Origin of the sequence: Stieleria sedimenti (assembly GCF_025060895.1) — a bacterium.
Taxonomy (GTDB): domain Bacteria; phylum Planctomycetota; class Planctomycetia; order Pirellulales; family Pirellulaceae; genus Stieleria; species Stieleria sedimenti.
The window spans coordinates 1-3,113 of the sequence record NZ_JANZKV010000123.1 but is presented as its reverse complement, the minus strand read 5'-3'; the positions used below and the strand labels follow the sequence as shown (position 1 = coordinate 3,113).

Genomic DNA, 3,113 nt, shown 5'->3' with positions numbered 1-3,113 from the left:
TGCCGATTAAGTTCAACGTTGGCGATAACCGAGTCGCGGCGATTGATTTTCCATTGTCAAAAACGACGGCTCCGCGACTTCGGTTCATCGCTTGGTTCGCCCCGTTTTAGCTCTCGGTTCCGTTGGGCCAAAACGGCTTGCGAAACGCGTTCTTGATTGTAAACCAGAACGACGGGACAAAGCGGGTCTCAGCTTTGCATTCTGGCACCTTCGTGATTCTGCAGTATGCGTTGCCATCTACGGTCAGCCAGTCGTCCTGAGACTTGATCTTCGCATCAATTGAAACAGAAATCATCCCATCGCATTTAGGTTCCATCTCGATCATCTGCGCCCATTCAAAGATGGCGTCCCCATCGTGAATTCCCCACATCGGATTTGGATGTTTCCACGTTAGAACGTCCGTACCGATTACTTCATTGTCCATGCGTGCGGTGAGTTTGGTTTGTTCAACGTAATCGCCTGGCATTGCATTTACGGCTAGAACACCAAGACCGAAGAGCATGTAGTAGTCGCGATAGCCGGAGATTACGCGGTCGACGTTGACCTGAGAAAACACCCAGCCACCGCGTCCGTCCGCAGAAAGTTCCCGACATGGGTCCCACCGTTTGCTCGGAACGCTAGCGATCAGTTTGAGATGCATCTATCTGGGTGGGCGAACGGTTGACATAACCGAGTGACGGCGAAAGACTTACCACTTCAGAAACCCTGACTCCGTCACTTCGGTTCATGTCATGGTTCGCCATTCGCTCGAGTAGCAACCATAAAGCTACGTGGCTCGTTGCTCGGTATCAAGACGAGCGTATCTCCTTTTGTTTCTGCGGCAATGTACGGCTTACCAGCAACTACGACCGACCCAGCAGCTGCAAAGTACCACACGGGCGTCGATTTGTTTGCACCATCTGATGCAGGGACCTGGACAGTGTCCGCATCAACAAAATCCCATTGTACCGACTCAACCGATCCGTCTGAAATAGTTCTTTGAACATCCCAAATACCGAGAAGCTCGAAATCATCGTCGATAAGCGTCAATTCTTCACTGAGCTTCTCGGATACCGGCTGCAAAATACTGGCGATCCACTCCTCTCGTCGGCGTTGCATTTCTCGTCGTTCCGCTTGTGACTCAGCAACCGCGAGTCTCACTGATGAAAGATCATCGAGGAAGGTTCCGATTCCGGCGTGAACACCGGACGTCGCGTTGACGTATATTGTTTCGATCTGGGGAAACACTCCCATGCAACATTCGCCGCCGAGAGCTTCCCATTCGCTGGGAAACACAGACGTCTCAATGGCTGCCATTAAGGAACCATATTCAAGTTGACCTGCAGTGGCTTCGGCATCCTCGCTGATGGATCGAAGGAGGTCACCGACTTCGTATACCTTTGGATACGGATCTTCAGCCTGGCGCTTCGCTAAACCAGACGCGTATCCTTCTCGATAACCAAAACGGTTGCCAGCTAGAAAGCCCGCGACGCAAAGGCAAACGAACAGCATGAAACCGATCGAGAAACGGACGTAGTTGCGGTTCATGTCGATACGCAGGTGTTAAGACCGCTGGTAAGGCGAACGATTGCGATAACCGGGTGGCCGCGGTTGATCTTCCATTTGTAAACGCGCTGTCGGCCACTCCGCGTTCATCGATTTGTTATGCCTTTGGAACGTTCTGACTCGACGGAAGTAACCAAGTCTTCGATAATCGGAAAGACAATTTCAAGATCCACATGTCCGCGAGACTTGTATCGAATGATGCCTGATTGATCGATCACAAACAGACTGGGAAACCCCCATATATTCCAACGTGATGCAATCGCTCCTCCCTTTCCATCATGCCAACTGTGGAAATTCACTTTGCCGGACGACTCTGCCTCACGCAGTAGTTCGATGTCGTCATCACCGTTCACGCCAAGCCAGACGAACGGTCGGTCCTTCATTGAGGACACAAACGCCGTTTCCTGCGGTAGCGATTCCATGCAGACCCCACACCAGTGCGCCCAAAAGCACACCACGACAACGTTCCCTTTCTGATCCTGCAACCTCAACTCCTGGCCCGCTGAGTCCTTTCCTACAACTGCGGGAGCCTCACATCCCACTTCGAGGTTTCTGAGTGTGAACAAGCTTTGTTCCGCGCGCTTGCTAATCGAGTAATCAAAATAGCGTTCGTCTGGATACTCGGTGATTACCTTTTCAAGCAAGTCAGCAATCTCATCCGCTCCAGCGTCGCTCAAAAGATGGTCGATAGTATCCTTGCCAAGCGATTGCACATAATTCTGTCGCTCTTCTAAGCTATCTAGGCACCAGTCTCGCCGCTGCAAGTTCAGTAGCGCCAACTGGTAGGTGGCATGAGCGCGCGTCGCTGTGCGAGGTGCCTTCATGCCAGCCTTAAGGCATACATCAGCAGCAGGCTCAAGGGCGTAATGGTGAACAAGTGCCATGAAGAATTCGTCGATACCGGTCTTGTTGAAGTGATAGCGGGTCACGTGATCGATCGCGTCGAACCTCAGTTTTGAAATATGAAACTTGTTGATAAGGTAGCGGCAGGAATCCAGTGACGCTTCGTCATCTTCCGCGACGGCGAAGTCGAGAAACTGTCGAGGAAAATCCTGCGTTGAATAGGCCTCACGTGCCACTCCAGAAGCCTCCGCGTTACTTGCGGCAAGCCGTACTGCATTGATGAGCTCCGTGTGGGCGGACTCGTGCTCTGCAATCAGCTTGTCCAACGCAGACGCTCGAGCTACAGCAGAATTGCCCGCTGAAACAGCAGTGCCCTCCGCATTGCCTTTGCGCGTCGCAGACTCGGTTCTCGAATTGGGCGATTCTGTGCCGCTTGAGCATCCAATGACAAAGGCAATGAAAGGAATGAGAAATGATGATATTCGGCGCATGTAAGACCTGTTGGCATAACGGCGGTGGTCACCGCGTCGGCGCGATGGACCAGAACTCAAAAACAAACTCAACTCGCCGACTGCGGTGCACCACCTGGTTCACGCGTCCGGCCACGACGGCATGAGCCATCGCCGCTCGCTGCCAATGTACTCGATCGGAATCGCCGAGGGGAATTTCACTCCCCTTGCTGTACCGATTTCATTGTGGAGTCGGGATGAAGCCCGGAGCGACGG

Annotated in this window: 3 protein-coding genes; all 3 read right to left on the bottom strand. The window is 52.7% G+C overall.

Going from position 1 to position 3,113, the window contains the following annotated elements:
• Positions 1-106: 106 nt before the first annotated feature.
• Entirely contained in the window at positions 107-640 is a 534-nt protein-coding gene (locus tag NZK35_RS16690; protein ID WP_259633670.1) for a hypothetical protein, read from the bottom strand.
• Between the two features lie 89 nt (positions 641-729).
• On the bottom strand, positions 730-1,527 hold the full coding sequence (locus NZK35_RS16685) for a hypothetical protein (protein ID WP_259633669.1): 798 nt from the start codon (positions 1,525-1,527) through the stop codon (positions 730-732).
• A gap of 104 nt (positions 1,528-1,631) precedes the next feature.
• Positions 1,632-2,714, bottom strand: a complete 1,083-nt coding sequence (locus NZK35_RS16680; protein WP_259633668.1) for a TlpA family protein disulfide reductase — start codon at positions 2,712-2,714, stop codon at positions 1,632-1,634.
• Positions 2,715-3,113: the final 399 nt, after the last annotated feature.

Bases quoted from the DNA above. Each gene is read 5' to 3' on its own strand.
- NZK35_RS16685 (WP_259633669.1), bottom strand. From the start codon at position 1,527: ATGAACCGCAACTACGTCCGTTTCTCGATCGGTTTCATGCTGTTCGTT.
- NZK35_RS16690 (WP_259633670.1), bottom strand. From the start codon at position 640: ATGCATCTCAAACTGATCGCTAGCGTTCCGAGCAAACGGTGGGACCCA.